This window comes from Microbispora sp. NPDC046933 (assembly GCF_040644635.1).
GTDB lineage: Bacteria > Actinomycetota > Actinomycetes > Streptosporangiales > Streptosporangiaceae > Microbispora.
Map to the genome: position 1 here is coordinate 180,753 of NZ_JBEYWW010000010.1, position 23,576 is coordinate 204,328.

General features: G+C 70.2%; 21 protein-coding genes and 1 tRNA gene. 11 read left to right on the forward strand and 11 right to left on the reverse strand.

The annotated features are described in order from the left end of the window. Position 1: 1 nt before the first annotated feature. Positions 2-790 (reverse strand): 3'(2'),5'-bisphosphate nucleotidase CysQ, encoded by a 789-nt coding sequence (locus tag ABZ857_RS16025; RefSeq protein WP_357043464.1) that lies wholly within the window; start codon positions 788-790, stop codon positions 2-4. 3 nt (positions 791-793) lie between these two features. Continuing rightward, positions 794-2,191, reverse strand: coding sequence for a sugar transferase (locus ABZ857_RS16030; RefSeq protein ID WP_357043609.1), 1,398 nt, complete (start codon positions 2,189-2,191; stop codon positions 794-796). Between the two features lie 141 nt (positions 2,192-2,332). Between ABZ857_RS16030 and ABZ857_RS16035 the strand changes: the two genes are divergently transcribed. Continuing rightward, complete coding sequence (locus tag ABZ857_RS16035) at positions 2,333-2,956, forward strand: exonuclease (protein ID WP_357043466.1); 624 nt, start codon at positions 2,333-2,335, stop codon at positions 2,954-2,956. On the opposite strand, the gene pth is transcribed toward ABZ857_RS16035, so the two are convergent. The 3 genes from pth to ABZ857_RS16050 form a co-directional block, all read right to left on the reverse strand. After that, positions 2,931-3,542 carry an aminoacyl-tRNA hydrolase gene (gene pth / locus ABZ857_RS16040; protein ID WP_357043468.1) on the reverse strand — a complete coding sequence of 204 codons (612 nt, stop codon included), beginning with the start codon at positions 3,540-3,542 and terminating at the stop codon, positions 2,931-2,933. The genes ABZ857_RS16035 and pth overlap by 26 nt on opposite strands. 81 nt (positions 3,543-3,623) lie before the next feature. Further along, entirely contained in the window at positions 3,624-4,220 is a 597-nt protein-coding gene (locus ABZ857_RS16045; protein WP_357043470.1) for a 50S ribosomal protein L25/general stress protein Ctc, read from the reverse strand. A 164-nt stretch (positions 4,221-4,384) separates the two neighbouring features. Further along, positions 4,385-5,056, reverse strand: coding sequence for an AAA family ATPase (locus ABZ857_RS16050; RefSeq protein ID WP_357043472.1), 672 nt, complete (start codon positions 5,054-5,056; stop codon positions 4,385-4,387). Between the two features lie 198 nt (positions 5,057-5,254). Between ABZ857_RS16050 and ABZ857_RS16055 the strand changes: the two genes are divergently transcribed. From ABZ857_RS16055 to trpS, 3 genes are all read left to right on the forward strand, one after another. Further along, positions 5,255-6,463, forward strand: a complete 1,209-nt coding sequence (locus tag ABZ857_RS16055) for a helix-turn-helix transcriptional regulator (protein WP_357043474.1) — start codon at positions 5,255-5,257, stop codon at positions 6,461-6,463. A gap of 96 nt (positions 6,464-6,559) precedes the next feature. Then, positions 6,560-6,850 carry a hypothetical protein gene (locus ABZ857_RS16060; protein WP_357043475.1) on the forward strand — a complete coding sequence of 97 codons (291 nt, stop codon included), beginning with the start codon at positions 6,560-6,562 and terminating at the stop codon, positions 6,848-6,850. 308 nt (positions 6,851-7,158) lie between these two features. Further along, positions 7,159-8,247, forward strand: coding sequence for a tryptophan--tRNA ligase (gene trpS / locus ABZ857_RS16065; protein ID WP_357043477.1), 1,089 nt, complete (start codon positions 7,159-7,161; stop codon positions 8,245-8,247). A gap of 42 nt (positions 8,248-8,289) precedes the next feature. Here trpS and ABZ857_RS16070 read toward each other — a convergent pair whose 3' ends face one another. From ABZ857_RS16070 to ABZ857_RS16085, 4 genes are all read right to left on the reverse strand, one after another. Continuing rightward, the gene (locus ABZ857_RS16070) at positions 8,290-9,267 is read right to left on the reverse strand and encodes a ribose-phosphate diphosphokinase (protein WP_357043479.1); all 978 of its coding nucleotides are present in this window, start codon (positions 9,265-9,267) and stop codon (positions 8,290-8,292) included. A gap of 246 nt (positions 9,268-9,513) precedes the next feature. Next, positions 9,514-10,983: a bifunctional UDP-N-acetylglucosamine diphosphorylase/glucosamine-1-phosphate N-acetyltransferase GlmU gene (gene glmU, locus ABZ857_RS16075; RefSeq protein ID WP_357043481.1), complete on the reverse strand. Its 1,470-nt coding sequence runs from the start codon at positions 10,981-10,983 to the stop codon at positions 9,514-9,516. 182 nt (positions 10,984-11,165) lie between these two features. After that, positions 11,166-11,236, reverse strand: a tRNA-Gln gene (locus tag ABZ857_RS16080). A 53-nt stretch (positions 11,237-11,289) separates the two neighbouring features. Continuing rightward, positions 11,290-11,493: a hypothetical protein gene (locus ABZ857_RS16085; protein ID WP_357043483.1), complete on the reverse strand. Its 204-nt coding sequence runs from the start codon at positions 11,491-11,493 to the stop codon at positions 11,290-11,292. On the opposite strand from ABZ857_RS16085, the gene ABZ857_RS16090 reads away from it, so the two are divergent. From ABZ857_RS16090 to ABZ857_RS16110, 5 genes are all read left to right on the forward strand, one after another. After that, entirely contained in the window at positions 11,480-11,809 is a 330-nt protein-coding gene (locus ABZ857_RS16090) for a WYL domain-containing protein (RefSeq protein ID WP_357043485.1), read from the forward strand. The genes ABZ857_RS16085 and ABZ857_RS16090 overlap by 14 nt on opposite strands. Positions 11,810-12,097: 288 nt before the next feature. After that, positions 12,098-13,036: an acyl-CoA desaturase gene (locus ABZ857_RS16095; RefSeq protein WP_357043487.1), complete on the forward strand. Its 939-nt coding sequence runs from the start codon at positions 12,098-12,100 to the stop codon at positions 13,034-13,036. Between the two features lie 271 nt (positions 13,037-13,307). After that, positions 13,308-14,315, forward strand: coding sequence for a TetR family transcriptional regulator (locus ABZ857_RS16100; RefSeq protein WP_357043489.1), 1,008 nt, complete (start codon positions 13,308-13,310; stop codon positions 14,313-14,315). Between the two features lie 292 nt (positions 14,316-14,607). Beyond that, positions 14,608-16,704: an RNA degradosome polyphosphate kinase gene (locus ABZ857_RS16105; protein ID WP_357043491.1), complete on the forward strand. Its 2,097-nt coding sequence runs from the start codon at positions 14,608-14,610 to the stop codon at positions 16,702-16,704. Between the two features lie 23 nt (positions 16,705-16,727). Continuing rightward, positions 16,728-17,651 carry an NUDIX hydrolase gene (locus ABZ857_RS16110; RefSeq protein ID WP_357043493.1) on the forward strand — a complete coding sequence of 308 codons (924 nt, stop codon included), beginning with the start codon at positions 16,728-16,730 and terminating at the stop codon, positions 17,649-17,651. A 195-nt stretch (positions 17,652-17,846) separates the two neighbouring features. Here ABZ857_RS16110 and ABZ857_RS16115 read toward each other — a convergent pair whose 3' ends face one another. Then, positions 17,847-19,304, reverse strand: coding sequence for a CYTH and CHAD domain-containing protein (locus tag ABZ857_RS16115; RefSeq protein WP_357043495.1), 1,458 nt, complete (start codon positions 19,302-19,304; stop codon positions 17,847-17,849). 58 nt (positions 19,305-19,362) lie between these two features. Continuing rightward, positions 19,363-20,121: a trans-aconitate 2-methyltransferase gene (locus ABZ857_RS16120; RefSeq protein WP_357043497.1), complete on the reverse strand. Its 759-nt coding sequence runs from the start codon at positions 20,119-20,121 to the stop codon at positions 19,363-19,365. A gap of 81 nt (positions 20,122-20,202) precedes the next feature. Here ABZ857_RS16120 and ABZ857_RS16125 point away from each other — a divergent pair, with 81 nt between their 5' ends. Next, positions 20,203-20,727 (forward strand): MarR family transcriptional regulator, encoded by a 525-nt coding sequence (locus tag ABZ857_RS16125; RefSeq protein WP_357043499.1) that lies wholly within the window; start codon positions 20,203-20,205, stop codon positions 20,725-20,727. Between the two features lie 414 nt (positions 20,728-21,141). Further along, the gene (locus tag ABZ857_RS16130) at positions 21,142-23,103 is read left to right on the forward strand and encodes a hypothetical protein (protein WP_357043501.1); all 1,962 of its coding nucleotides are present in this window, start codon (positions 21,142-21,144) and stop codon (positions 23,101-23,103) included. The last annotated feature ends 473 nt before the right edge of the window (positions 23,104-23,576 follow it).

Below are 23,576 nucleotides of genomic sequence, written 5' to 3' on the forward strand. Positions count from 1 at the left end.
TTCACGGAGTCTGGCGATGCAGGTCACGGATTCCGGCGAGCAACGTTGGCGCCAGATCCGGTAGGGAGACCAGGATATCCGGCAGCCAGGGGTCCCCCTGGTTGTAGGTCAGGGGTGAGCCGTCGATCCTGCTCGCGTGGGCCCCCGCCGCGACCGCCACCGCGACCGGCGCGGCCGAGTCCCACTCGTACTGTCCCCCGGCGTGCACGTACGCCTCGACCTCTCCGGTGAGGACCGCGGCGATCTTGGCACCGGCCGAACCGATGGGGACGAGCTCCCCGCCGAGGCGGGCGGCCAGCTCGCGGACGAACTCGGGCGGCCGGGTGCGGCTGACCGCGATGCGGAACGGCTCGCGCACCTTCTCCGGCAGCTCGGGCGGCGCCGCCGTCGTGAGCGTACGACCCTGTGCTGATCCCGGCCATGCGGGCAGGGCGACCGCTCCGGCGGTGAGGGCGCCGCGCTCCCACAGGGCCACGTGGACGGCCCAGTCGGCGCGGCCCTGCTCGGAGAACTCGCGGGTGCCGTCGAGCGGGTCGACGATCCAGACGCGCTCGGCCGACAGCCGACGGGGGTCCATCCGCTCCTCGCGGGTCGCCTCCTCGGACAGCACGGAGTCGTCCGGTCGCAGCCGCTTCAGGGCGTCCATGAGGAAGTCGTGGGACGCGCGGTCTCCGGCGTCCTTCAGCGCCCGGCCATCCTCGAACCCGAGACGGGCGCGCAACTCCAGGAGCCGCTCCCCTGCCTCCGTCGCCAGCTCACCGGCGAGGGAATGGTCGTCCCGCATCGTCATTTCTCAGTACGCTCCCGCCCCGCGTGCGACCGCAGACCACGTCTTCCATAGGATCTGCAGATCCAGCATGAGAGACCAGTTCTCGACATAACGCAGGTCCAACCGTACCGATTCCTCCCAAGAGAGGTCAGACCGGCCGTTGACCTGCCAGAGCCCCGTCATGCCGGGCCGGACCACGAGCCTGCGGCGCACGTCGTCGCCATACCGCGCCACCTCCTCCGGCAGCGGCGGGCGTGGCCCGACGAGCGACATGTCGCCCCGCAGCACGTTGATGAGCTGCGGCAGCTCGTCGAGCGAGTAACGCCGCAGTGCCGCGCCGAGCGCGGTCACCCGCGGATCCCTGCGCACCTTGAACAGCACGCCGTCGGCGTCGCTGACCAGCTCGACCTTGCGGGCCTCCGCGTCCCGCCGCATGGTGCGGAACTTCAAGATGGTGAACTCCGCGCCGTCCCTGCCGACCCGCCGCTGGCGGAACAGGGCGGGCCCCGGGCTGGTCGCCCGTACGGCCACGGCGACGGCGGCCAGCAGCGGGGCGAGCACGACCAGCGCCGCGGCGGCGACCAGCCGGTCGAACACGTCCTTGACCAGCCGGCGCCCGCCCGCCAGCTCGGGATGCTCCACGTGCAGCAGCGGGAGCCCGGCGACGGGCCTGATCGCGATCCGCGGGCCGGCCACCTCCATCAGCGCGGGCGCCACCACGAGATCGGTGCGCCTGCGCTCCAGCCGCCAGGCCAGCCTGCGCAGCGCCGTGCCGTCCAGCTCGGGGCAGGCGAGCACCGCCACCGTGTCCGCCCGGACCTGCTCGACCACCAGCGGCACGTCGGTGAAGTCGCCCAGCACCGGCACGTCCGCGACCCGGCCGGCGGCGTGGGCGGGCACGCAGGCGGCCACCACCTCCATCCCGTGGTAACGCTCCCGGCGGAAGGTACCGACCAACTCGGCGATCGCCGCCCGGTGGCCCACCGCCACCACCCTGCGCATGCAGCCCTCGCCCCTGGCCCGCCTGCGGTGCAGCCGTCGCCGCAGGCCGTACCTGGCCCCGAGGGTGAGCGCGGTGGCCAGCGGCAGCGCGATCAGCAGGTAGCCCCGGGCGATTTCGGTCTTCGACGCGTACGCGGCGATCGCGACACCCGCGATCAACGTGAAGCCGCCCTGTGCGACCCGGCGGAACTCCTCGGCCCCCACGCCGATCAGGCGCGGCTCGTACGCCCGGCTCAGGACCAGGATCACCGCCCAGAGGGCGGGCAGGGCGGCGCTCGCCATCACATACGGCATCACGTACGGAGTAACCTCGCCGAACCGGATCACCACGGCGGTGACCCCCGCGAGAAGGGCGCTCACGATGTCGCAGACGGCCGCCGTGAGCCGATACCGGACGGCCCACGCGGGCGGCCGGGGCATCGGATGGGCGGGCGAGTCCCGGGACGCGCCGACGGCGACCGAGGACATGTCGCCGTCCAGCACTGTCGCCCCCCGTGATCCTGTCAATACCGACGGTGATGGAATGCTAGCGGCCTCACCCCGGCGTCTCAGGGAGATTCGTTGAAAGCCGAAACGTACATATCGGTTGATGTCGAGGCGGACGGCCCGATTCCCGGGCCGTACTCGATGGTCAGCTTCGGCATGACCGTGGCCGGCCGCATGACCGGGCGGCGGTTCGAGCGGACCGACCCGGAGTCCCTGACGTTCTACGCGGAGTTACGGCCGATCAGCGACGACTGGGTGGCGGAGGCGCTGGCGGTGAGCGGCCTGGACCGGGCGACGCTGCTGCGTGAGGGACGCGACCCGGCCGAGGCGATGACGGCGGCGGCCTCCTGGGTGCGCGAGGTGTGCGGCGACGACCTGCCGGTGCTGGCAGCCTTCCCGCTGTCGTACGACTGGATGTGGATGTACTGGTACTTCCTCCGCTTCACCGGGCAGTCACCCTTCGGCCACTCCCGGTGCATCGATATCAAGACGCTGTACGCCGCCAAGGCCGTGGTGCCGGTGGCCTGGGCGACCAAGCGCCAGATGCCGCGCGAGGTGCGATCGCGGCGCCCGCACACCCACAACGCGCTCGACGACGCGATCGAGCAGGCGGAACTGCTGCAGAACCTCATGGAGTGGCCGGGCGCCACGCGCGAGCGCGACGCCGGCGACGTCAGCGGGGCGGCTTCGCCGGATTGAGGTCGGCGGCGTGGAAGCGGTTCTGCGTGGCCTCCAGACCGGCGGTCATCAGCGACTCCACCATGTCGGCCGCCCGGTCCACGAGGAACGGCAGGTCCTTGCGCTCGGCCGTGGCGAAGTCGCGCAGCACGAACGTCGCCGGGTCCATGCGGCCCGGCGGACGGCCGATGCCGAACCTGATCCGCGGGTAGTCGCGCGTGCCGAGGGACTTCGTGATCGACTTCAGGCCGTTGTGGCCGTTGTCCCCGCCGCCGGTCTTCGCGCGCAGCGCGCCGTACGGGATGTCCAGCTCGTCGTGCACCACGATCACCCGGTCGGGAGTGACCTTGTAGAAGTCGGCCAGCGCCTTCACCGGGCCGCCCGACAGGTTCATGAACGACAGCGGCTTGGCCAGCACGACCGGGAGCGCGGCCAGGCGGCCCTCGACCACCTCGGCCCGCGACCTGTGCGCCTTGAACCGCCCGCCCACCCGGGCCGCCAGCTCGTCGAGCACCATGAAGCCCGCATTGTGCCGGTTCCCGGCGTACTCCGGCCCGGGGTTGCCCAGGCCTGCCACCAGCCACCGCTGCGCGGACGCGTCGGACATCGCTGTCTCCTCCGCTGTCTGTGCCACATGGAAGAGTCCTCCACAGGACACCCTGTGGAGGACTCTCTCACGAACGAAGTCCTACTCGGCGGCCTCGGCGCTCTCGCCCTCGGCGACCTCGCCCTCCTCGGGCAGCTCGGCGGCCGGGGCGCCGATCACCTGCAGCACCAGGGCCTCGGGGTCGCCGGCGAGCGTGGTGCCGCTAGGCAGCTTCAGGTCGCTCGCGTGCACCGCGAAGCCGGCGTCCTTGCCGTCCACGTCCACCTCGACACCGGTCGGGATGTGAGTCGCCTCGGTCTCGACGGAGATCGTGACGAGCTGCTGCTCGACCATGGCGCTGCCGATCGGGTCGCCGGTGACGGTGACCGGGATCTCGACGGTGACCTTCTCGCCGCGCTTGACCAGCAGCAGGTCGACGTGCTCGAGGAAGCCCTTGATCGGGTCACGCTGGACGCCCTTGGGCAGCGCGATCTCGTCCACGCCCTCGCCCCGCAGGCGGATGAGCACGTTCGGCGTGCGCAGCGCGAGCAGCAGGTCGTGGCCGGGGAGGGTCAGATGCTTGGGCTCGGTGCCGTGGCCGTACAGGACAGCGGGGACCTTGTTCGCCCGGCGGATCTTGCGGGCGGCGCCCTTGCCGAACTCGTTGCGAAGCTCGGCGGCGATGAGTACTTCGGACACGGCACATCTCCTAGGGATGCTCGATCGGCGGATTGACGCGCTCCCCCTCACCCGCCCTAGCGGAAGGCGTTACGAGCGCAACCCAACCACCCTACCGTGTCTCCGCGCTTCGCCCGCCGGGGCGCTCATAGCCACTGGTCGTGCCGGAGGCGGAGCGTCCTGGATCAGTTCGTGTCTTCGTCGAGCGCGTACCGCAAGTAGAAGTGGGGTTTGGCGAGGAAGCGTCGCCAGTGGTCGATCAACTGGAGCTTGTCCCACTCGGATGTGCGGATGCCGTGGTCTCCGAGTTCGAGGATCTGGGCAGCGGGCAGGCTGGCCAGGATCGGGGAATGTGTGGCGCAGATGATCTGTCCGCCTTGGCGAGCGACGCGGTTCATGAGGCCGACCAGGCTCAAGCATGATTGGAACGACAGAGCGGCTTCGGGCTCGTCCATGAGATAGAGCCCTGGGCCAGACACCATGCGCTCCAGGACGGTGATGAACCCCTCCCCGTGGGATTGTTCGGTCAGGTCCTCTTCCCAGAATCCGTGTCGTCCTGAGACGTTCTGAGCGAGGTTGAAGAGGGTCTCCGCGCGGAAGAAGAATGCTCGCCGCTTGGTGCGCGGGCCGTGGAGAAGACGGAGCCCTGTGGTGGTGAGTTCGGTCTCTATGACTTCGCCGAGGGGTGTGGCGGGGCCGGTGCTTGCGTACTTGGTGCCAGCCTTGCCTCCGGCTGAGTTGATGCCGCAGGCATCCGCGATCGCCTCGATGATGCTGGACTTGCCTGACCCGTTTTCTCCGATGAGGAAAGCGACGGGAGCGGTCAGGGTGAGTCCGTGTTTTGCCAGGTGGGACACTGCCGGCAGTGTAGCGGGCCAGCCTGTGGGAGCCTGACGGATGTGTAGCCGGGTGAGGAGCATGGCTGTCGCCTCTCTGCGGCTCGGATCAGGTGGACGAGGTTCGTGTAGATCTCGGGCTGCGTACCGTCACACTGCTCGCATGCGTAGGCCCTGCACCATAGCCTGAAGTTGCGACCCTTCCGGAAGGGCAGGACCATGAACGACGCGAGCACGACCATCGGAAGACGTCTCCGATCGCTCCGTCTCGAACGCGGCTATAGCCAGGCCCAGCTCGCCGACCGGGCCGGGGTCAGCGTCGACCTCGTCTCCCTGTTGGAGCGCGACCTGCGCGAGTCCATGTCGTGGGCGTCCATGGTGAAGCTGGCCCGTGCGCTCGACGTCGACCCCGGTGTCATCGCCGGGAAGGCCCCGCAGCTCGATCCCGTGCCTGGCGCCGCGGTACTCACCGTACGGGACGCAGTCATCAACCCCGGCCTGCTGCCCGGCCTGCAGGCCGATCACGATGGCGAGCCCGCCAGTGAGGGCGACATCTGGCACCTGGTCGAGCGGGCGTACGGCGCGTACTTCGACGGGGAATTCGGCGTGCTGGCCGCCGAACTGCCGAACCTCATCAATGAGTGCCGGCTACTGCAGACGGCCGACCCGGTCGCGGCCGCCGGGCCGCTGTCGCACGCTTGGCAGCTGGCGGGCTCAGTGCTCGTGCACACCGGCCGGGACGACGCGGCGGCGATCGCGGCCGAGCGAGCCGTGCTCGCCGCGAAGCACGGCAACGACCCGTGGCGCCTGGCGACACAGTACGGCGTGTACTGCTGGGTCATGCTGCACCAGGGGCGGCTGGAGGAGTCCGAGCGGCTCGCGGTCACCGCGGGCGAGGACATCGAGCCCTCGATCTGGTGTTTATTCCGCTCGAAGGCACCGCCGGAGCAGATCGCGGCGTGGGGCGGGCTCATGCTGCACGCGGCCGTCGCGTCCGGTGCGGCCGGGCACGCCGACCGGGCGGAGGAGTATCTACGCGTCGCGGCCGCCGGCGCGGCCCGGCTCGGCCGGGACCGGCATGACTACTGGACCTCGTTCGGGCCAACGCACGTGGCGATCCAACGGGCGCACATCATGACCGCGCTGCATCGTCCGGACGCGGCCCTGGACGCCTCCCGCAAGGTGGACCCGCGTGGGCTGTTCAAGGTGCAGTACGGCCGGCATCTGCTGAACGTCGGCCGGTCGCTGCTGGAGCAGCGGCACACCGACGAGGCGGTCGAGGTCACCACGAGGGCCCGGGACCTGTCACCGGAGTGGTTCCGTCACCAGGGGTTCGCCCGGTCGCTCGTCACCGACCTCGTCACACGCAAGACCCGGCTCAACGCGCCGCTGCGCGGCCTCGTACAGACTCTCGGGCACCTGAGCTGACGCCCGTACGCAGCGTCCGGATTGGCGACCGGCGTCGCCGCGAGATCGGACATCACGTCCCTGGGGCACGACCGTCCGTCGCCGTACGGTCACTCCATGAGCAGTTACAGGGACGCGAGTAGCCTCCACTACTTCGAGGGCCCGGACGAGGAGGAGCTGCACCGCATCCGCGAGCGGTATGCCGGCTGGCGAATCTGGCGCAGCCGCAGCGACCACCAGGAGCCCACCGGATGGTACGCCACCCGCACCCAGGACCTGACCAGCGAGCAGTTCGCTGCCGGGCTCTACCGCACGATCGACGCCAACAGCAGCACCGAACTGGAGCAGCTGCTGATCCGCCAGCAGGAGCTCGCCGCCTCACCCTATCGGGCTGCACGGCTGGCCTGAACTGGCCGACGCGCGGTGAACAGGGTGAACACGGTGAAGCGGTCACATGAGAGCGCCCCGTCCTCCGTCTGAGGAGGGGTCGTCCCCCAGCGCCTGTCCTGCTCGCTCGGGGTCTCCCGCCATCCCTTGGTGGCCGTTACACTGGCCCGCATGATTCGTACGTTGTGTCAGGGCTGGTGGCGCTCCACGTAGGAGCGGCCATCTCACACGCGTACGACCGGGCCGTTCGGATGGACGGCCCTTTTTCGTGCTCCCTGGACGAGGGGTCGCCGTCGGAACGGCGGACCACCTGCCAAGGGAGACACCACATGAGCACGACCCTCGACACCACTGCAATCGACGACCTCGGCGTGCCGGCCGCGCAACGGCGCAGCGCCGAGCTGGAGAGATCGATCCGGGAGCGGCCGGGAAGATTCCGCGCGCTGACCGGGGACCGCCCGACCGGCCGGCTGCACCTGGGGCACTACTTCGGCACCCTGCACAACCGCGTCCGCCTCCAGAACCTGGGTGTGGACATGATGGTGCTGATCGCGGACTACCAGGTCCTGACCGATCGCGACGTCGCCGACCGGCTGACGGAGCACGTGGAGGACCTGGTGCTCGACTACCTGGCCGCGGGCATCGACCCGGACCGGGCCACCATCTTCACGCACAGCGCGATACCCGCGCTCAACCAGTTGCTCCTGCCGTTCCTCAGCCTGGTGTCGGTCGCGGAGCTGGGCCGCAACCCCACGGTCAAGGACGAGATCGCCCACTCGAGCCAGTCGGCGGTCAGCGGGCTGATGTTCACCTATCCGGTCCACCAGGCGGCCGACATCCTGTTCTGCAAGGCGAGCCTCGTCCCGGTCGGGCAGGACCAGCTGCCCCACCTGGAGGTCGCCCGCACCGTCGCGCGCCGCTTCAACAACCGCTACGGCACCCCGTCGAACCCCGTGTTCCCCGAGCCCGAGGCCCTGCTGTCCGCGGCCCCGCTGCTGCTCGGCACCGACGGAGGCAAGATGAGCAAGAGCCGGGGCAACGCCATCGCCCTGGCCGCGACCGCCGACGAGACCGCCCGGATGATCCGCGGCGCCAAGACCGACGCGGACCGCCACATCACGTACGACCCGGTGGCCCGGCCGGAGGTCTCCAGCCTGGTCCTCCTGGCCGCGCTGTGCCTGGAGCGGGACCCGCACGAGGTGGCCGGCGAGATCGGCGGCCGGGGGGCCGCCGCGCTGAAGGCCGCCGTCACCGACGCGGTCAACGACCACTTCGCACCCATCCGCGCGCGGCGCGCCGAGCTTGCCCGGGACCGCGCCCACATCCGCCGGGTGCTCCGCGACGGGAACGAGTGGGCCAACGCCATCGCCGACGACACTCTCAAGGAGGTGCGGGAGGCGATGAACTCTCTGTACTGACTACGGAAACGGGCCCCCGGACGACCCCGGGGGCCCGGCGATTCAGCTGTCGCCTTCGAAGAGGCTGGTGACGGAGCCGTCGGTGAAGACCTGCTCGATGGCCCGGGCGATCAGCGGGGCGATCGACAGGACCGTGAGGCTGTCGAACCTCTTCTCCTCCGGGATGGGCAGCGTGTTGGTCACGACCACCTCGGAGATGCGGGAGTTCTTCAGCCGGTCCACGGCCGGGTCGGAGAAGATGGCGTGCGTGGCGGCCACGACGACGTCGGTCGCGCCGTGCTCGTACAGCGCGTCGGCCGCCTTGCAGATCGAGCCGCCCGTGTCGATCATGTCGTCGATCAGCACGCAGGTCCTGCCCCGCACCTTGCCGACCACCTCGTGCACCTTCACCTGGTTGGCCACGTCGAGGTCGCGCCGCTTGTGGATGAACGCCACCGGCGTGCCCAGGCTGTCGGACCAGCGCTCGGCCAGCCGTACGCGGCCGGTGTCGGGGGAGACGATCGTGGTGGTCGCGGGGTCGAGCTTGCCGCGCAGATACTTGATCAAGACCGGCAGAGCGAACAGGTGGTCCACCGGGCCGTCGAAGAAGCCCTGGATCTGCGAGGTGTGCAGGTCGATGGACATCATCCGGTCGGCGCCCGCCTGCTTGAACAGGTCGGCCATCAGCCTGGCGGTGATCGGCTCGCGGCCGCGGCCCTTCTTGTCCTGCCGGCTGTAGCCGTAGAACGGCATGATCACAGTCACCCGTTTGGCGGAGGCCCGCTTGAGGGCGTCCACCATGATCAGCTGTTCCATGATCCACTGGTTGATCGGCGCGGTGTGGCTCTGCATGACGAAGGCGTCGCAGCCGCGCACGGACTCCAGGTATCGCACGTAGATCTCGCCGTTGGCGAAGTCACGCAGCGCCGTCGGGGTGATCTCGACGCCGAGGGCGTTCGCGACCTCTTCGGCCAGCTCGGGGTGGGACCGGCCGGAGAAGAACATGAGGTTCCGCTCACCGGTCGTCTTCTTGCCGCTCATGCCGCGCTCCTCGCGTGTCGAGCCTGTTCGCCGTACCGGGCCTGGTTCTGGGGGCGGGCCGGCCGTAACGCCGTTCCCTCGCCTCGCCCGGGGCCCGCAAACCCCTTCGCCCGGTCGATGTGGTCGGTCACGGTGTCCTCCTGGCCTGGCCCTTCGGCGCTACGCGGTCAGACCGCGCCTCGTACTCTTACCTGTCCCCGTACGGCCCGCGGGGAGGCGGGCCGCAGGTGGTCCTAATCGCCGGCCCTAGTCACCGGCAGGGTCCGCGCCGTTCGCCGCGGCCGCGTCGCGGGCTTCGATCGCCCGCTGGGCCGCCTCCGCCGACTTGGTGCCGGCGCGGCGGCGCGTCACCCAGCCCTCGACGTTGCGCTGTTTGCCGCGGGCGACCGCCATCGCCCCGGGCGGCACGTCGGACGTGATCACGGATCCGGCGGCCGTGTAGGCCCCGTCGCCGATCGTGACCGGCGCGACGAGCATGTTGTCGCTGCCCACGCGCACGTGGTCGCCCACGACCGTGTGGTGCTTGGAGACGCCGTCGTAGTTGACGAAGACGCACGCGGCGCCGATGTTGGAGCCGACCCCGATCGTCGCGTCGCCGACGTACGTCAGGTGGGGAACCTTGGAGCCCTCGCCGATCCGCGCGTTCTTGGTCTCGACGTACGCGCCGATCTTGCCCTTGGGGCCGAGCACGGTGCCGGGACGCAGATAGGCGAAGGGGCCCACGACGGCGCCGGGACCGATCTCTGCGCCGTCGGCGACGGTGTTGCGCACGACGGCCTCCTCGCCGACGACCGTGTCGGTCAGCGTGCAGCCCGGCCCCACCTCGGCTCCCGCCCCGATCCTGGTGGCGCCCTTGAGCTGGGTGCCGGGATGGACCACGGCGTCGGGCTCCAGCGTGACCCCGGCGTCGACCCACGTGCCGGCCGGGTCGACGACGGTCACCCCGGCGCGCATGTGCGCCTCCAGGATGCGGTCGTTGAGCACGCGCCGGACGAAGGCGAGCTGGACACGGTCGTTGACGCCCTCGACCTCGGCGTGGTCGGCGGCCACGTGCGCGCCCACCCGGTGGCCGTCCTCGCGGAGGATGGCCAGCACGTCGGTCAGGTATTCCTCGCCCTGGGCGTTGGCGGCGCCGATCCGCTTCAGGCCGTCGGCCAGTAGCGCGCCGTCGAAGGCGTACACGCCCGAGTTCATCTCGGCGATCGCGCGCTGCTCGGGGGTCGCGTCCTTCTCCTCGACGATCTCCAGCACCGCGCCGTCCTCGTCGCGCACGATGCGGCCGTAGCCGGTCGGGTCGGGGACGACGGCGGTCAGCACCGTGACCGCGTTGCCGTCGGCGGCGTGCCGTTCGAGCAGGGCCGCCAGGGTCTCGGTGCGCAGCAGCGGCGTGTCGCCGTACGTCACCAGGACGGTGCCGTCGATCGGGCCCTCGGCCTCGAGCGCGGTGCGCACGGCGTGGCCGGTGCCGTTCTGCTTGTCCTGGACGACCGTACGGGCGTCCGGGGCGGTCGTCGCGAGATGGGCGCCGACCCGCTCGCGCGCGTGCCCGATGACCACGATCAGCCGCTCGGGCGAGAGGCCGCGGGCGGCGGCGAGCATGTGGTCGACGAGCGCTCGGCCGCAGACCTCGTGGAGGACTTTGGGGGTTTTCGATTTCATCCGGGTGCCCTCGCCGGCGGCGAGGACGATCACGGCTGCCGGGCGCGGCACACTCACGGACTGAGGCTCCCTCGGCGTCGCGGCTTACTACACGGATCGTGCCTGTATGGATCGGCTGCGGCTTCCACGCGCGTCCAGTACCCAGGAACCGCACGGTCACCCGCTCGACAAGGTGAGCTTACCTGCCGTACCCCGGGAGGGAACCAGCCCCCCTGGGCTGGAACGACTGGATGAACAGGCTCCCGGGGGAGGATTCGAACCTCCGTTGACAGAACCAAAATCTGTAGTCTTGCCCCTAGACGACCCGGGAAGGGCGCAACGTGCCGTTTTGTCGGATTCCAGCAGCCGCCGGAATCCGCGCACTCAGGATACAGAGCGCACCCCCTGGCGCGCGCCCCCAAAATCAGGCACGTCGGCCCCGCCACGAGGCCGCCCACCGGCCGGCCCTGCCGAGGCGGCGGTCTCGGTGAACCAGTAGATGCTCACGTCGGTGAGCATCTGGTCGAGGTCCACCGCGTCCTCGGGCAGTTCGCGGGCCGGGTCGGTCCACTCCTTGAACTTCTCCACGATCCACGCCAGTCGCGCCGCGGGCGAGTCGTGCAGCCCGAACGCGACGGTCCGCGGCCGGGGCGACTGGCGCGCGTTCCGCGTCGACCGGCTGCGCCTGCGCAGCCCGAACGGGCCCCGCTTCACGCCCCGCGAGCCGCCCGGCGACAGCGCGTGCGTCCTCAGCGCCGGATCGAACTCCCTCGACGAGCCGGCCATGTGGGTCGCGCGACTCGGCGTCCCGTTCGAGGTGCACGAACCGCCCGAACTCGTCGAGCACATCCGCGCGCTCGGCGCCCGCCTCACCGACGCGGCCCGGCGTCACACGCCCACCTGACAAGCCCGCACCCGGTCAACCCATGTGGCCGGAAGTACGGCGATCCGGGATGTTACCGAGAGGACATTGCGGGCAAGTCGCCGTGGACGCCGCGGCATCGGCGGCGCGGCCGGGAGCGAGCACGAGGCATTACCAGATGGCCGACCGTTGGTGCAAGGCATGGATTCGCCACCAGATGTGGCCCGGAGCGTCACCTTCCACACATTCGCTCTTAGGTATTCCTAACTTACGATGGCGTAGGTTACGGTTGCGTAGCCAGACAATCTTCCCCATCTCGTGAGGTAGCCCATGACCGTCCTGACCGAACGTCCCTCACCACAGCCGAAGCCGGAGTTCGAGCCGGAAGGCAAGAGCAAAGCCGATCTGGTCGTCTTCGCGCTCGTCGTCGGTCTTCCGATCCTCGCGGTCATCGCCGCGGTGCCGTTCGCCTGGGGATGGGGCCTGGGCTGGACGGACGTCGCGATCGCCGCCGTGTTCTACGTCGTGTCCGGCTTGGGGGTCACGGTCGGGTTCCACCGCTATTTCACCCACGGCTCGTTCAAGGCCAACCGGCCTTTGAAGATCGCCCTCGGGATCGCCGGCAGCCTCTCGCTGGAGATGTCGGTGGTGGACTGGGTGGCCGCCCACCGCAAGCACCACAAGTTCTCCGACAAGGAAGGCGACCCGCACTCGCCGTGGCGCTTCGGGCCCGGCTTCAAGTCGATGTGCAAGGGCCTGCTGTACGCGCACGTGGGCTGGCTCTTCGAGGTCGAGCGCGTCAACCGCGCCAAGTACGCCCCGGACCTGCTGAAGGACCCGGACATCATGAAGCTGCACCGGTGGTTCCCGACGATGGCCATCACCTCCCTGCTGCTCCCGCCGGTCCTGGGCGGCCTCGTCACCTGGTCCTGGCAGGGCGCGCTGACCGCCTTCTTCTGGGGCACGCTGATCCGGATCGGGCTGCTGCACCACGTGACCTGGTCGATCAACTCCATCTGCCACGTGTTCGGCGAGGAGGTGTTCGAGTCGCGAGACAAGTCCCGCAACGTGTGGTGGCTGGCCATCCCGTCGTTCGGCGAGTCGTGGCACAACCTGCACCACTCCGACCCCACCTGCGCCCGGCACGGCGCTCTGAAGGGCCAGATCGACCTCAGCGCGGGCCTGATCCGCTGGTTCGAGAAGGCCGGATGGGCCTACGACGTGCGCTGGCCGACCCCCGAGCGGCTGGCGGCGAAGCGACTTGGCTGACGACCCAGTCAGCGTTGACGGCAGGGCCGCTCTACGGAACGCGGCGGCCCTGTCCCTCACACCGACCTCCCCCGCATCGGCGCCCCCTGCTCCAGTGCCTTCTTCTCCGGCGGCGCCCTCCACACCCGCCCTCCCGGCACCGACCGGCACCGGCACTCGTACGGCCCCCGCCTCCGCGGTGGCCGTACCGGCACGTCGGGCGACTTCCTCCGGGGGAACGCGGACCGGCCCGAGCCGGGTCCGCGCCGCCGCACCCGCCATGATGGAACCCGTGAGCGAGTCCTCCCGATCCCGAAGACGCATGACCGGCGCGGAACGGCGCGAGCAGCTGATCCAGGTCGGCCGTGCCCTGTTCGCGGACAAGGGCTTCGACGGCACCTCGGTCGAGGAGATCGCGGCCAGCGCCAAGGTGTCCAAGCCCGTGGTGTACGAGCACTTCGGCGGCAAGGAAGGCATCTACGCCGTCGTCATCGACCGGGAGATGCAGCGCCTGCTCAGCCTGGTCACCCAGGCCCTGTCGGCCTCGCACGCCCGCATCAAGCTGGAGCGGGCCGCGCTCGCGCTCCTCCAGTACATCGAGGAGAGCAGCGAGGGCTTCCGCATCCTGGTCCGCGACTCCCACGCCGCCTCGGGCACGGGCACCTTCGCCAGCCTGATCAGCGACATCGCCAGCCAGGTGGAGGACGTGCTGGCGGACGAGTTCAAGGAACGCGGTTACGACCCCAAGCTCGCGCCGATGTACGCCCAGATGCTCGTGGGGATGACCGCCCTCACCGGCCAGTGGTGGCTCGAGGTGCGCAAGCCGCGCCGCGAGGAGGTCGCCGCCCACCTGGTGAACCTGTCCTGGAACGGCCTGACGGGCCTCGATCCCAATCCCGTGCTCACCGCCGCGACACGCGGGCTGGTCCTGTCCCCCGCCGCGGAGAGCCGTACGGCGAGACCCGCCGAGCGCGAGTCGAAGGAGCAGGAGAAGCTCCGCCGCGAGCAGGAGAAGGCACGCGAGCGGGAGCAGCGCGAACGCGCCAAGCTGCTCGAACGCCAGCAGCGCGAGCTGGAGAAGGCCAAGGAGCGCGAGCAGCGCGAACGCGCCAAGGAGCTCGAACGGCAGATGAAGGAGCAGGAGAAGCTCCGCCGCGAGCAGGAGAAGGCGCAGGAGCGGGAGCAGCGCGAACGCGCCAAGGAACTCGAACGCCGTCAGCGCGAGCGGGCCAAGGAACTGGAACGCCTGCAGCGCGAGCGGGCCAAGGGATTCGACCGGCAGCAGCACGGCGAGATCTGACGATCCCTCCGACGGCTCGGGGGCTGCCGGGACGCCTTTGGGACGTCGCCGGAACACTGCACGGGGTCGGCGGAACACTGCACGGGGCGCCGGGACGCTGCACGCCGTCGCCGGAACACTGCACGGGGTCGGCGGAACACTGCAGGCGGGCGCCGGGAAGCTGTGAGCGGTCACCGGCGACATCGGGGGTGGAGCGGCGAGCAGGAAGAACCTGGCCTGCGGAAACCGGCCTGACGCTTTCGTTGCTACGAAGTTAACGTTCCGTTCAACGAGTTGGGGCATATTTCGTTATATGTCCGCCCAAAGTTCCCCCGCCCATGAGCCGGAGGAGGCCGACCTCCCCGCGCAGGCTCCCCTGCCCCACGATCGATTCCTCAACCGGGAGGAGAGCTGGCTCCAGTTCAACGAGCGCGTCCTGGAGCTGGCGGAGGACTCCTCAGTGCCGCTGCTCGAACGCGTCCGGTTCCTCGCCATCTTCGCGAGCAACCTGGACGAGTTCTTCCGCGTACGGGTGGCCGGGCTCAAACGGCGGATGGCGACCGGCCTGCTGCTGCGGACGACGGGCGGGCTGAAGCCGAGCGAGGCGCTGTCGCGGATCGCGACGGTCGCCGACGAGCTCGCGCGCAGGCACGCGGCGGTCTTCCACGACCGCATCTGCCCGGAGCTCGCGGAGGAGGGCATCGCGATCGTCCGCTGGGACGACCTCGCCAGGGACGAGCGGACGGCGCTGCGCAAGCTCTTCCGTGAGCGGATCCGGCCGGTCCTGACGCCGCTGGCCGTCGATCCCGCCCACCCGTTCCCGTACATCTCGGGCCTTTCACTGAACCTGGCCGTGACGGTGCGGAACCCGGAGGACGGCCACACGGTGTTCGCGCGGGTGAAGGTCCCCTCGCAGCTCCCCCGGTTCGTGACCGCCTCGCCGGACCGGTTCGTCCCGCTGGAGGACGTGATCGCGGCCCATCTGGGCGAGCTGTTCAAGGGCATGCAGATCGTGCAGCACCACGTCTTCCGGGTGACCAGGAACGAGGACCTGGAGGTCGACGAGGACGTCACGGAGAACCTCATGAAGGCGCTGGAACGCGAGCTGCTGCGCCGCCGGTTCGGGCCGCCGGTGCGCCTGGAGGTCGAGGACACCATCACCCCCCAGGTGCTGGAACTGCTCGTGGACGAGCTCGGCGTGTCCGACAACGAGATCTACCGCCTGCCCGGGCCGCTCGACTTGACCGGGCTGCACGCCATCGCCGACCTCGACCGCCCGGAGCTGCACTACCGGCCGTTCGTCCCGGCGGAGGCGATCAGCGCCGAGGACGACCTGTTCGCCATCCTGCGCGAGCGCGACATCCTCATCCACCACCCGTACGACTCGTTCGCGACGAGCGTGCAGCGGTTCGTGGAGGACGCGGCGGCCGATCCGGACGTGCTGGCGATCAAGCAGACCCTCTACCGCACCAGCGGCGACTCACCGATCGTGGACGCGCTGATCGACGCGGCCGAGGCGGGCAAGCAGGTCGTGGTCGTGGTGGAGATCAAGGCGAGGTTCGACGAGCACGCGAACATCTCCTGGGCCCGCAAGCTGGAGACGGCCGGGTGCCACGTGGTGTACGGCGTGCTCGGCCTCAAGACACACTGCAAGCTGTCGATGGTGGTCCGCCAGGAGGCGGGCGGCGAGCTGCGGCGCTACTGCCACATCGGCACCGGCAACTACAACCCGAAGACGGCCCGGCAGTACGAGGACTTCGGCCTGCTCACCGCCGATCCGCAGGTGGGCGAGGACGTCACGGACCTGTTCATCCACCTGACCGGCTACTCCCACCAGTCCGACTATCGCCGGCTGCTGGTCGCGCCCGACTCGCTGCGCCAGGGCCTGATCGCCCGGATCGAGCAGGAGATCGCCCACCGCGACGCGGGCCGCCAGGCCCGGATCCGGATCAAGACCAACTCGATGGTGGACGAGCCGTTGATCGACGCGCTGTATCGCGCGTCGCAGGCGGGAGTGCCGGTGGACCTGTGGGTGCGCGGCATCTGCACCCTCCGCCCGGGCGTGCCCGGCCTGTCGGACAACATCCGCGTCCGCAGCGTGCTCGGCCGTTTCCTGGAGCACTCCCGGATCTACGAGTTCGGCGGGGGACGGCGGCCGGAGATCTGGATCGGCAGCGCCGACCTGATGCGCCGCAACCTGGACCGCCGGGTCGAGGCGCTGGTCAAGGTCGCCAGCCCGGAGCACCGCAGATACCTGTCCCACCTGTTGGACATGGCGTTCGAGGACACCACCACCGCGTGGACGCTGCACTCCGACGGCAAATGGCTGCGGCACCGGGGCGAGGTCGACCTCCAGCACCACCTCATCGCGAGCCGCCGCTGGCGGACCGTGGACGACGGGACGGAGTGACGGCCGAGGGCATGGTCAGGGGCATGGCGAAGGGCATGATCAGGGCGGCCGGGGCGGTCGTCTGGCGAGGCAACGAGGACGACCCGGAGGTCGCCCTCGTGCACCGCCCGGCGTACGACGACTGGAGCCTGCCCAAGGGGAAGCTCAAGCACGGCGAGCACGTGATCGCGGCGGCCCTGCGTGAAGTGCGGGAGGAGACCGGCCTGCGGGTCGTGCTCGGCCGCGCGCTCCCGCCCGTGCACTACATGCACGACGGCCGGCTCAAGCGGGTGGACTACTGGCTCGCCCACGCCCCGGGCCACCAGCATCCGTTCGACGGCGACGGTCACGAGGTCGACGAGGTCGCGTGGCTGCCGATGGAGGAGGCACGGCGGCGCCTCACCTACACGTGGGACCGCAGCCTGCTGCGCGCCGTCGGCGCCGCTCCCCTCGTCACCACGCCGCTGATCCTGCTGCGGCACGCGCTGGCGGGCTCCCGGCAGGAGTGGAAGGGCGACGACGACCGGCGCCCGCTGGACGAGCGGGGCCGCGCCCAGGCCGAGATCCTGGCCACGGTGCTGGGGGCCTACCGCCCGGCCGTCCTGGTCAGCTCGCACAGCAGGCGCTGCACGCAGACGCTCAAGCCGTACGCCGAGCGGCACGGGCTGGAGGTGCGCGAGGAGACGGCGCTGTCGGAGAGCGGCTACGACCCGCGCGCGGCGGAACGGATCGTGCGCGACCTGCTGACCGCGACCGGGCCGGCGGTGCTGTGCAGCCACGGCAAGATCCTGCCCGAGCTGCTGGCCATGACCGGCGAGGCGCTGCGTGGCGTGCGGACCGCCGACCACGCCCTCGCCAAGGGCGGCTTCGCCGTACTGCACCGCGCCGCCGACAGAGACCGCGCCACCGACCGAGACCGCGCCGGCGCGGGCGAGCGCGTGGTGAGCCTGGAGCGGTACGCGACCTGAGACCGGAGCGCGGGACGCGACCTGAGACCGGAGCGCGGGACGCGACCTGAGACCAGAGCGCGGGACGCGACCTGAGACCAGAGCGCGGGACGCGACCTGAGACCAGAGCGCGGGACGCGACCTGAGACCAGAGCGCCGGACGCGACCTGAGACCAGAGCGCGGGACGCGACCGCGATGCGGACGACCGGCGGCGGTCAGGCGAGGCGGGACCAGACGGCGGGGAACTCCTCCTGGGCCCGGGCCGCCTCGGCGCTCTCGATGCCCGCGAGCACGCCGAAGGTGAAGGTGTCCTCCCCGGCCTGCCGGGCCCTTTCCGCCTCCTCCAGCAGCACATCCTGGGCGATGACCCCGTCCTGGTGCCGTCCGAGCACCTCCTGCACCTGCTTGGCGCGCTCGGCCGCGCCGGACATGCCGACGGCCTCCGCCGTGTAACGGGCGCGCTTGGCGGCCTTGCGCACGTCGTGCATGGCCGTCTCCCGCTCCTCGCCCTCCTCCATGCGCCGTGCCGCGTCGTAGGCGTCGGTCACCCGCCGCCAGTTCCTGTCCGCGATCTTCGGCAGCGCCTTGTCCGCGTCCTTGGCCGCCATGGCCGTCAGCGGCGGGTCGGCGGCCAGCGCGTCGAGGGCGTCGAGCAGCGCGAAGTAGCGCTCCTCGCTGAGCGTGCGCCGGATGCGGTCGTACGCGTCGTGTTCCCTGGCCAGCAGGTCGTCGCCCAGCCTGCGGCGCACCTCCCCGCTGACCAGCCGGGGGTCGAGGCCGTCGAGGCGGGCGGCGAAGCGGGCCCGGATGACCTCCAGGTCACGGGCCTCGCCCAGCACCTCGCCGAGCCACTTGAGCTCCTCCTGGAGGTCCTCCGTGCCGGCGACGATCCGCTTGAACGCCTTGAGCGCGCTGCGCAGACGGCGGCAGGCGACCCTGGCCTTGTGGACGGCGTCCTCCTCGGCCAGCCGCACGTGCGGGTCCTGCGCGATCAGCGCGTCGGCGTGAGCGCGGAGGTAGGTGACGACCACCTCTCCCGCCGAACCGGGCTCGGGCCGGGTCCTCGGTCGCTGCGCGGGTATGCGGTCACCCAGAACGCGGGCGAGCTTGCTCGCGCTGTCCGCGGGAGCGGCGCCCGCCTTGCGCAGGCGCTTGGCCACCTTCTTGAGAAGGTCGCGTTCGCCCTCCTTGAGCTCGGCCTCGACCTCGCGCCAGCGCCGCACCACCGGCTCGCCACCGAGCACCGTGCCCTTCACCCGGTCGTCGGCGATCTCCACGAGCACCGTGCCGCCCGGACCGAGCAGCCGGGTGACCCCGCGGCGGGTCTCCAGCTGGGCCACCGGCGCGAGCGGGGCGCCCCGCGTGTAGGCGAGGACGAGGCTCGCCAGCTCGGCGGGCACCACCTTGGCGCTGCGGGTGAGCGGCCGGGTGATCTCCTGGCGGGCGCCCTTGGCCTTGGGCAGCTTGAGGTGCCAGCCCTCGTCGTCTCCGCCGCGCCGCCGGCGCAGGGTGACGCCCCGGCCCGCCAGCCGCAGGTCGGGAGTGTCGAAGTAGACCGCCGTCAGCCGGTGTGAGAGCGGCTCGGACACCCCTTCGCACCCCGGCACGCCGCCAAGGTCGGGCAGAGCGAAGCCCTCCGGAACGTCGAACTTGTCCTCTATCTCAAGCGGCACCGTTCCCCCAAGTGTGTCCCGGTTGGCGGTCATACTGCCACTCGAAGGTGAACAAATCTCACAGGTGTGCGGCGACGAAGATCCGCCGGAAGGGGAACGGCGTGCCGTACGGCCTGGGCGGGTAGGCGGCACGCAGGGCCCGCGCGCAGTCGGCGAGGAAGTCGGCGTGCCGCTCGGCGGGCAGCCGGTCGAGCATGGGCCGCAGGGCCGTGCCCTTGATCCAGCCGAGCACCGGGTCCTCCCCGGGCAGGACATGCACGTAGGTGGTCTCCCACGCGTCCACGGTGAAGCCGAGACCGGCGAGCAGCTCCACGTAGTCGGCGGGTTCCCCGACCGGCACGCCCCGCGGCACGTCGCCCAGTTCCTCCCGCCAGGTCGTACGGCACAGCTCGCGCACGACGGCGTGGCTCGGCGCGTGGAAGTTGCCGGGCACCTGGAAGGCGAGCCAGCCGTCCTCGGTCAGGTGACTCCTCCACCGGCGCAGCAGGTCGGGGTGCTCCGGGATCCACTGCAGGAGCGCGTTCGAGACGATCACGTCGACCGGGCGCGGCGGGCGCCAGTCGCGGACGTCCGCCACCTCGAAGGTCGGCCCCGGCGGCGCCTTGGCGATCATCGCGGGCGAGGAGTCGACGCCGTGCACATGGGCCCCGGGCCAGCGGTCGCGGAGGGTCGCCGTGAGCTCCCCGGTGCCGCAGCCGAGATCGACGACGTACTCGGGCGACCTGGCGCCCACCCGGGCCAGGAGCTCGTGGAAGGGACGGCCGCGCTCGGCCGCGAAACGCTCGTAGACCTGCGGATCCCAGATGTCGGCACCCATGACCGCCCTCCATTATCTTGACGTCGAGATAAATCGAATCGCGGGAGATATCTCGATGTCAAGAGAAGCTAGACTCGGCCCATGACCTTCTCGAGGCCCGTCGAGGACGAGGTGGACCGGCTGGTCGCGGCCTGGAAGCAGGAGCGCCCGGACCTGGACGTGACACCTCTCGAGGTGCTGAGCCGGGTCTCCCGGTTGAGCCGGCACCTGGAGCGCGAGCGCCGCGCGGCCTTCGCGTCCCACGACATCGAATCGTGGGAGTTCGACGTGCTGACGGCCCTGCGCCGCGCGGGCGAGCCGTACGAACTGAGCCCGGGGGCGCTGCTGCGCGCCACCCTGGTGACCTCGGGCACGATGACGAACCGCATCGACAGGCTGGCCGCCGCCGGACTGGTCACCCGGCGACCCGACCCGGAGGACCGGCGCGGCGTGCTGGTGCGGCTGACCCCCGCGGGGATGCACCGTGTGGACGCCGCCTTCGCCGACCTGCTGCGCCGCGAACGCGAACTGCTCGCCGGTCTCGAACAGCACGAGCAGCAGGCCCTCGCCGCCCTGCTGCGCACACTTCTGGTCCCCTTCGACACCTCCGACGCGGCCGCCCACTGAGCCCGAACCGGCACCGCGGGAAAGCCCGCGGACACGGATTGATCCGAGGACGACAAACGCCCTCGCAACGGCATAGAAATGCCTCAAATTTACATTTGTCGCTTTTGACGCTTTCGACGGAGGCAGTCGGAAGCCATTGACTCCATCTCAACACGCCCACCGGGTGTGATTTTCGTCACATTGACTTCTTGGAGCGATCCAGCACGACCCCTGAGCCGGGTCATGCGCAAGCCGCATGATCAGCAGAGACGAGACGGGCCGCCCGCGGCCCTACCTCTGCGAAGACCCTGTGGACACAGAGAGCTATTTCTGAAATTTCTGTTTTCAGAGGCTTTCTTCGTTATAACTTCCCTCAGTTCCTTCACTGACGCATGGGGTGCGAGTGACGCCCCACGACAGACCAGGGAGATCCTCTTGAAGCGCACTCTCGCTCTCGGCGGGGTCGCGGCCGGCCTGCTGGCCTCCGCTGCCGTCGCCTCCCCGGCGCAAGCCGCCGACCAAATTCCGTCCATCAACCTGGCCAAGACCAACTTCGCCGCTCAGGAGGTGGCTGCCTACTGGTTCGGCGAGCGTGCCGCCAACCTGATCGCGGCCACGCCGTACGGGGTTGAGACCAAGGTCATCACCGCCAAGGTCAAGGGCCTCACTCCGTCGGCGCCGGCTTCCACCAAGCCCGGCGTCGTGGGATCGAGCGGTGACCAGAAGGCCTCCACGGGCAGGCTGAAGAACGTGAACCTGCCCCGCACGGTGGGCAAGGTGTTCTTCATCGGTGCCGACCACAGGCCGCACTGGTGCTCCGCGACCTCCGTGCAGAGCCACTACAAGAACCTGGTGGCCACCGCCGGTCACTGTGTCTACGACACCGTGTCCAACAAGGGCACGCTGGACAGGTGGGTCTTCATCCCGGGTTACTACCAGGGCAAGGCTCCGTGGGGCATCTACGTCGGTAAGACCGCCTACACCCACGACGACTTCAGCGTCTTCGAGGACGGCGACAAGAACTACGCGTTCGTCACCGTCTACAACGGCGTCCAGGTCACCAGCGTCAGCTACGACAGGTACGGCCGTGACGGCCGCTGGCGCGACCGCGACCACAAGGGCCGCGACGGACGTGACGGCGACTGGCGTGACCGTGACGGCGACTGGCGCGACCGCGACGGCAAGGACCACGACGGCCGCGACGACAAGGGTTACGACTGGCGCGACCGCGACGGCAAGGGCCGTGGCGGACGCCACCACGACGACCGCGACTGGTACACGCAGCGCATCTCCGTGCGTGAGTTCCAGGCTCTGAACGGGCGCAGGGACCTCACCGGCGACGGCCCCTGGGCCAAGGGCACGGGCGTCGAGACCCGCGAGATCAGCAAGGACGCCTACTACCGCAACGAGGACTCGTACGTCAGCCGCGACGGCAAGACCCTCTACTTCCGTAAGAAGGTCTGGGACCGCGACGACCACAACGGTCCCGGGCACGGCGGTCCCGGCCACGGTGGTCCCGGGCACGGCGGTCCCGGGCACTACGACGGTCCCGGCAACGGCGACCTCGCGCAGCCCGCCGCGGCCGCGATGAGCCCCTACAAGGGCGGCAACGACGACGAGCGGGGACGGGGCGACCACGAGGGCAACGGCGGCCAGCAGGGCGGCAACCACCACCCCAGGCCGAGCAAGAGCCCGAGCCCGTCGCCGAGCCCGAGCCCGAGCCCCTCTCCGAGCCCGTCGCCGAGCCCGAGCCCGAGCCCGTCGCCCAGCCCGAGCCCCTCGCCCAGCGGCAAGCCCGACTGGTGCGACGACGACCGCACCCCCCGCGCGAACGACGACAAGCGCTGGGGCGGCGGCAAGGACCACTGCGACGACGACCACAACCGGCCGAAGTACAAGTACTACGCCCGGACCTTCTGGGCGAAGCGGGTCCACGGCCACAGGCCGCACGGCACGCTGAAGATCGGCCTGAAGGACGTCGGCGCGCTGGGCGCCAACGTCGGTGGTCAGGGTCTGGCCTACAACCAGAAGACCGGCACCAACATCTTCATGTTCGGTTACCCGAGCGGGTCGGAGCCGGACGGCAACTACCAGTTCACCGGCCAGACGATGAAGTGGGCTTACGGCAAGACCTTCCGTACGAGCGCCGCGGCCATCAAGGGCGAGGAGCTCGTGGGTGTCAAGTCCTCCTTCACCGGTGAGGGCTCGATCGGTTCCCCGTGGCTGTACCGCTACAGCAACGCCAAGCGGCTCGGCTACCTCAACGGTGTGACCATCGGCCTCGCGGACACCGACAAGAACGACCGGATCGACACCAGCGTCTCCCCGTACTTCGACGGTGAGACCCTGGCCGTCTACAAGGCCGCCGAGAAGAACTGGTCTGGCAAGATCGTCTGAGTCTCCTGACTCCTGACGACCTCAGGAAGGGCCCGGGTGGCATGTCCATCCGGGCCCTTTCCTGTTGCGTGCCCGGCATGGACGATCGCGTGAGGACGGAAGTGGCCTCCTGCGCCACCGCCGCCGTCCTACCGGCGGTACGGGCGCGGGCGGTCCCTGAGCTGCCGAAGGGGTGCCGTGGTCGCTGCCACGCGTCGCGGCGGGCGTGGAATGCCGCCAGGGACACGGCTGCGCCAGATGGGATGGAACAGCGTCAAACACGGCCCTGGATGGTCTGTGGCCGCGTGTACGGGCCGATCTTGGCCTTCCGGGTGCGGTCGGGGATGTACACGCGTTCCAAGCCGGCCAGGACGTCCGGCACCGTGAAACGGTGGCTTCGCGGACCTCCGAACCCATCTGGATGGCCACCGTTCTGTCCGCCCTAGACGGCTAAACTCGATGCGAGCTGCTCCGACTCGCTTACCGACCCGGAG